Source organism: Aminobacter sp. J41, from assembly GCF_000526635.1.
Taxonomy (GTDB): domain Bacteria; phylum Pseudomonadota; class Alphaproteobacteria; order Rhizobiales; family Rhizobiaceae; genus Aerobium.
The window spans coordinates 1-7,232 of record NZ_JAGL01000066.1; the positions used below are offsets into that span (position 1 = coordinate 1).

Sequence of the window (7,232 nt, forward strand, 5' to 3'; positions counted from 1 at the left end):
AAACCGCTGTCGGCATAACCTGTCCATGTACCACATGGCTCGGATTGTATCTGACGAGGCAAACTTTGCCTGAGCCCGACGGGGACGTCCCATGTGTAGACAAATGACCGCTTTGCGCCCCCATTTCGGATGTCCAGGCTGGCGGTGCCACCGCTTAGAAGCGGACGTTTCGGTTCGTACTCGGCGACCCTGACGGCGGGGCATCACTACTCGCGTTCAGAGCGGTTTCGACAAATCCACCGCGCGCAATCAGGTGGTCGTTCATGAGTGCCCCTCTTGCGCAAGGATTTCCACAATAGGTGATCAAAAAGGCTTCGATGATCGGTCGAAGTCTGATTATAACTTGAGCACCTTTCTGGGTGGGGCTCTATGAAGATAACAAACGCCGGCCGCGGCGTGCACAAACGCGAGATAAATGGCATCGAACGGTTCAGGGCTGAACTGCCCGCCGATTGGTATGCGTTCACAAACCTTGACCTCGTTCTGGGCGTGGGCCGTGCGCGCGAGATCGATGTCGTGATCGTCTCCGACAAGCGGATATTCCTGATCGACCTGAAAGACTGGTATGGAAAGATTGCAAGTGTCGATGGCCGCTGGCATCTAAATGGAGTCGATAGAGACCCGTCCCCCGTCGCGAAGATCGCCGGCATCACGCGCGACATACTTCCGCTGCTGAGCGCCGAGTTTAAGAAGAGGCCTGAAACTAAGGACCTTCCCCTGCCGCGGATAGAGGGGCTGGTCGTCCTGACGGGAAAGGCCGACCGCACGGACATAGCCGAAACTGAAAAAGCAAAGGTTCTGACCGCCGACGAGTTCTTGAGCATCGTGAAGGACAGCGGCAGGGAACGCGCCGCGTTCGGGAATGTCCCGGGCGCATACCTTTCCACGCCGTTGACTGACACGTTCTGGAAAGAGCGTCTTCACCGCTTCTTCAATGCCGGTCCCAGTTCTCCATTCCAGCCGGGGCGACGGCGTTTCGAGCGGTTCGTCGCCGAGGACGTGCCGACATTCTCGCATCCGCAGGACATATACCGTGAGTATGAGGCCGCCGAGGAAGGCAACAAGAACAACCTTGGCACACTGCGTCTTTGGGATTTCACCAAATGCCCAGACGTCCGTTTCCAGAACGATGAAGGGCGTCGGGAAATCGCCGGGCGGGAACACGTCGTCTATCACTGGCTCAAGGATCGCAGCAGCGCCGCCGAACAAACCCTGCTTCCCCCGAAGATCGACGATCCGGAGCGGGGGGTGCATTATTGGGAAGTCTATGACCGCCGACGCCGTATGCAGAGGCTCGGCGTGTTCGCCGAAACCGAAGCGGTGCGGCTCGCGCCTTCCGAGAAGATCGAGCTGGCGCGTCAGATTCTCGCTTCGGCGGCGATTCTTCACGGGCAGGATGCCGCGCATCTCGACCTTGGCGGCCATAGCATCTGGCTCGAGGCGCCGACCACCGCCAAGTTCTCTCACCTGATGGCCGCGCGCTTCCCGGAGGTCAAATCCCTTGGTGAGGCCCGTTACCAGTTTCTCGCCAGCGTCGATGTGCCGGAAGACCACTTGGGCGTGGAGCGCGGCCCCCAGTGCCGCGACGTGTTCCTCGCGGCGGTCGCCGTCCACCAGCTGCTGTTCGGAAAAATTCCCGGTGGCAGTCCGCCGGAATGGGACCCCGAGATCGACGGAACCGGGACCTTCCGTGCACTACACGACTGGTTCGCCGAGGCGCTGGAACTCGACCCGTCCCGCCGCTACTCGGACGCCATCCAAGCCTTGCAGGCCTTTAACCGCGCCACTGCGCAACGTCCAACGCGGGATGAGATCATCTCCCGGCTTGAACGGCATCGAGGCGTCATCCGGTCGGTACGGCAGCTCTTGGCAGCCTTCCCGGAGTCGGACCTCGTCATCGAAAATGACCGCGTGGAAATGTGGCGGAGCCAGAACGGCGGCGCGCCGGTTTCCGTGAAGCTCTGGAAACAGGCTTCATGGGGCGACACGGCGCGCGAGGGTGCATCCATCCTGTCCTTTCTTGACAAGGCGGCCGCAGCGAAGGCCGACCGTCCTGAGGGACTTCCGACTGTCCGAGAGGCGTTGTGGCTCGGCGACTCCATAGCCCTCGTACAGGACTGGGTCGAAGGCCCGACTCTCGCGGCGGTGTTGGCCGCACCGCCGGAGGATTTCATGACGCCCTCGGTGGCGCTAGCATTCGTGGAGCGCCTGATCCGAACGGTCGATGCGCTGCATGAGAGCGGCCGGGGGCACGGCGACATATCGCCCGCCAACATTATTGTGTCTGCCGAAAACGCTCCGGTCCTCCTTGACGCGTTTGATTTCTCGCCACGGGCAGACGGTGAGCGCACAACAGCGGCTTATGCCCCTTTGTCGGGCAGCCTTTTCGAGCGTGACCGGTTCGCGGTCACCAGAATAGCGGAGGAAGTGTTCAACTGCGCCGCACTGGGCGAGCGCGATGCGCGCGAAATCGCGAGAGCCATCGCGGACTGCCGGGAAAAAGAGCCGCGTCTCTCCACGCTCCTGCCGCTTCTCGACCAGGTCGAGTCGACGCTTGCGCGGCTGAACGCGCCGGCGGCAGACGACGCGGGCGATGCCGCCCACTACGCCGTCAGCATTGTCGGCGCGGCCATCGGCCCGATTGACCCGGACGAGGGTTATATTTTCCTGCGTGTGCGCCGCGATGCCGCGCGGGGCACGCTTTTCCTCGTGCTGCGCGGAGCAGCTGAGGAGCTGGATATCCGGCTGGACAACAACGGACAGCCAGTATTCGCAAGGCGCCGCAGGCTGGAGCAGCGGCAGATTAAGCGTAGCGCCGCTCAGGAATTCCACATGGTCGCGGCTACCCTTTTGGTCGAAAGCGCTCTTGTGAACGACCTATCAGGGCTAGCGCCTCTTCTGGCACTCCCTGAGGTGCAGGAAAGGATCGAGGCGGAATTGACGGGGTCGGCCCCCGCACCAATCGATGTCGAAGATCCTGCCGCAGCGCCGGTCGCGGAAGATACGGCCGAGGACGTCCTTGCCGAGGAGCTTGCGGCCCGGCCTGTCGTCGGCCCGGCGTCCATCGACGTGGCGGCGCTCTGGCGTGCACTTATCGACGTCGAGAACGAGCTTACTATCGAGGGTATCGCGCAAGTCGAAAGCGTTTTCGATCGCGGATCTGGCCGTCACAAGGTGCCCATCGAGCTTGAAAGCGGAGCGTTCGAGTTCGCGCGCCACGATACCGTTGGCGTAGAACGACAGGACAAGAAGGGCGTGTGGCGCCGCATCGGCCAGCTCGACCTCCAGTCATCGCGATCGGACTTGGCGGTTATCGACGCCAGCGACACAAACATGGCGAACCAGGCACATATCGTCGACGCTGGGCAGCGCCTGCGCTTCTGGAGCCACTTGGAACGCCAGAGCCTGAAACGGAGGACGGACGCCGTTGACCGGATACTGGCAGGCAACGGGCGATCACGCGACCTTCTGGGTGTATTCGACCCGCGAACTGGAGCGATGCCCTCGAACGTCGGTCACCAGCCCGCCGCGAGTTCGCTCGGCATCTACGGGCTCAATCCCGACCAGGAAGCGGCCTTCGTGCGTATTGTAGCGAACCGGCCGGTCGGACTGTTGCAAGGGCCGCCGGGAACCGGCAAGACTCGCTTCATCGCGGCGCTTGCACATTATGCACTAACGAAAGGGCTGGCGCGCAATGTGCTGCTGGCCAGCCAGTCCCATGAGGCGGTGAACACGGCGGCCGAAGCGGTGCTTACCCTTTTCCGCAACGGCGGGGTGCAGCCGAGCCTTCTGCGGATCGGACGGGACGAGGAGCAGGTTTCGCTGCCGCTTCGCGCCTACCACACGCCGAAGGTCGAGCAAGGTTTCAAGGATCGGTTCCGGGCGTCTTTCCGCGACCGCCTCGCGGAGATCGCCGGTGCCCTGGGGCTCCCCGAAAGCGCCGCCGACGAAATCGCCGCCATCGAGACGACTATCCGCCCCCTAGCGGAAAGCCTCGCTGACCTGACAAAGCAGGAGGACAGGGATGAGCGGCGCTTGAACAGCCTGCTGGACACCCTGCGCCGGCACCTCGAAAGGCTTGATGCCGCGGCTCTGCTCGACGGGGAAGAGGCGCGCGAATGGTCAACATTTCCGGACGAGGTCGCGTGGGCGGTCATGCAGCGCCACGCTCGCGGCGCCGGTGCCGACCGATTTGACCGGCTTTGCCGGGCTGCCGCCATTGGCCGGGATTTCGTAGGCAGCGTTTCGCGCGCGCAGCGCAGCTTCGAGAGCTTTCTTGCCGGGACGCGCCAGATCGTTGCCGGCACCTGCGTGGGCCTGGGGCGCACCGCGCTCGGGTTGACCGCCACGGCATTCGATCTTGTCATCGTTGATGAGGCGGCCCGCTGTACGGCCAGCGAACTACTAGTGCCGCTGCAAGCGGCCCGCTGGGCCGTACTTGTGGGTGATCACGCGCAGCTGGAGCCGCAGCACAAGGCGGAGGTCGTCAATGCAGTTGCCGAGCGCACAGGCGTAGCAAAGCGTGAAATCAAGCGCAGCGATTTCGAGCGCGTCATCACCACGCCGTACGGCGCCGCAGCCGGTGCGCGACTCAAGACGCAATACCGGATGCTGGCGCCCATCGGGCAGGTCGTTTCGGAGGCTTTCTATCCCGATTTGCCGCTTCATGCCGGGCGTGAGACTCCGGAAATCGACCCAGCAGTTCTCCCCGCAGGACTCGATATGCCGCTGCTCTGGATCGAGACGGACGGCATGGGCGAAGCCGCCGCAGAGCGGCCGGAAGAAGGCGGGAAGAGCCGCATCAACCGGGTGGAAGCGGACGCCATCGTGGCGATGTTGGAGGACTGGCACAGCCACGAGCCGTTCCGGACATGGCTGCTCACGCAGCAGAAGCATCCTGCCAGCATCGGGGTGATCTGCATGTACGCCGCGCAGCGCGATCTCATACGCCGGAAGCTGCGCCAGTCGGCGCTCGCCTATCTTCTAGACCGTCACTTGAAGGTAGGAACGGTCGATAGCTACCAGGGGAAGGAAAACCCAGTAGTCATTCTCTCTCTGGTGAGGAACAACGAAGAAGGGCCGATGGAGGCGGGAGTGCGGCGTGTGCGCGAAGGATTCCTGACAACGCCCAACCGGATCAACGTCGCCGTCAGCCGCGCTATGGACCGGCTGGTGATCGTAGGCGTAAGGGGGCGGTGGTCCCCGCAGGGGCCCATGGGGCGCATGGCGGAATCGTTCGGGCGGCAGGTTGCGCAGGGGGCGGCGCGCGCGGTCAGTGCCGAGGACATCATCGGACGCGCAGGGGCGCAGCCAGGGCTGGAAACGGCGGCGCGTCCTCGGAGAGCGCGGGCCCAGGGAGGTGCGCATGGCTAACCAACCGCGCCCGCTCCTGCGTTTGAAGGGACATGAACTGCTGCCGGCCGACGAGGACCGCACGGTGGAAGTCGGTGTTTATGACGTGCTTCTGCCGTGCCGCAAGTATGAGGTCGCGTACAAGGTCGCGATACTGGGCAAGGTCAGCCAGAGCCTTGAATTCCTGTTGCGGCTGGTGAAGGCGGTTCCGGGAATTGAGGAGGACTCTGCCGCCGCGTTCTTCGGGTTCGAGCAGGCAGAGATCAACTACGTCCTCAACGAGGCCACAGGACCCGGATTCGTTGAGCGGCGGGAGGGTCGCCTCTGGCTTACGTCCGCAGGCGATGCCCTTTTCAGGGAGGGTGCCGACGATCCTGCCATCTACACCGTCGAGGAACGCCGCCGCGACCTCGGATTCGACCTGCTGGCCATCGCGCCGCAGCCCGCGCGCGCCCTCGACTCCTTGGAAATGTCGCTGCCGGAGATGCCGCTAGCCGACCCCGGCGGAACAGGAAAGGTCGGGGACAGGATATTCGAGCGTTTCAGCAGGTTCTTCCATGAACTGGCCGAACGCCGCGACCGCGAGCAGATTCAGCAGCGGGACCTGTACTCTGTGGACAAGGTCGTTCCAAAGGATCGTTTTCAGGTTCCGGTGCGCGTGAGGGTATTCGCACAGGCGTCCGCGCCCAGCCTCCCGGAAATAGACCTAAGCTCCTGGCGAGCCGAGCATGAGATTGCCGACCGGCCGCAGATCGAGAGCGCAGCGGCCATGCTGGTCGATGACCTGAAGGTCAACGGCAACCAGGTCGGCGCTCTGCAAGCCTACGAGGTGCTCGCGGAACTGGCACCGGACTTTCTAAAGGATTTTGTCACAAGAGCCGGCCTGAACGTAAGTCGCTATTGGCGGGAGGCGGTCGGACGGGCGGGCGAGCCGCGCGTAGACCGCAAGACCGTACCTGTCATCGGCCCTCTTTACACCGAAGCAAACGCGCGGCGATTTCTTGAGGTGGTCGATTATGGTTTGCGCGGCAGCGCGGAGCAGCCGGAGTTCGTCTTTTCGGTAGCCCCGCAGACCCGTCTCTGGGGAGCAACCACCCAACAAAGGGACACGCTTTCCTATCTCCGCCGCAGGATCGCGGCAGCCGCTCCTGCAAGCGCGAATGAACTGCGCGCCGTCTGCCTGTTTCCCGGTAAGGCGGCATGGTTTATCGACAGGACCTTCGACGAGGTGTTGAGCGCGGATTCCAGCGATATTCCGCCCGCGCTGGAGATCATGATCGTCCCTCACGTTGCGGTGGCTGCACTTGTTCATGCACCTATTGGTGCCTCATCGGGATACGCAGTTCCCTTGGGCTGGGCGTCGTTTGACGAAGGCATAGTTGCCCGCACGCAGACCTTCGCGGCGGACAGGCTCTGGCCTTTTACGCGTGAACCAAGCCTGCATGCCCGCCTCCTCTACGCGCTTCAGTCGCGAGCGGCAACTGGATAGCCAAGGCCCTCGTGGACCGAACGTCGGGCAGAACCAGACAGTCAGCAGACGGCCCCTGAGCGGCTGCCCCGCCTGTGATGTTGCTTCGTTGCGCAATCAAGGGTAACCGCTGTTCTCAGGCCACGGCCTTGAGTGGCGCGGGGACGTAGGCCCATGGCAGCAGGTCGTCGATCTGGTTCTGCGGGTGACCGGCGACGATGCGGGTGATGACGTTGGCGAGGTAAGCGTACGGGTCAACGCCGTTGAGCTTGCAGGTCTCGATCAGCGAGGCGATGGTTGCCCAGTGCTCTCCACCGCCATCGGAACCGGCGAAGAGGGCATTTTTCCGATTGAGGGCGATGGGGCGGATACTGCGTTCAACGATGTTGGAGTCGATTTCGACGCGCCCATC

3 protein-coding genes are annotated in these 7,232 nt (G+C 63.2%); 2 read left to right on the top strand and 1 reads right to left on the bottom strand.

Annotation, left to right across the window (positions count from 1 at the left end):
- Positions 1–369 precede the first annotated feature (369 nt).
- A complete protein-coding gene (locus tag L630_RS0120015) occupies positions 370–5,373 on the top strand; it encodes an AAA domain-containing protein (protein ID WP_024849962.1) in 5,004 nt (1,667 codons plus the stop codon).
- Positions 5,366–6,841, top strand: coding sequence for a hypothetical protein (locus L630_RS0120020; protein WP_024849963.1), 1,476 nt, complete (start codon positions 5,366–5,368; stop codon positions 6,839–6,841). The genes L630_RS0120015 and L630_RS0120020 overlap by 8 nt, the downstream gene beginning before the upstream one ends.
- Before the next feature lie 115 nt (positions 6,842–6,956).
- Here the strand turns inward: L630_RS0120020 and L630_RS0120025 are convergent.
- On the bottom strand, positions 6,957–7,232 hold a 276-nt coding region (locus L630_RS0120025), incomplete at its 5' end, for a transposase domain-containing protein (protein ID WP_024849964.1).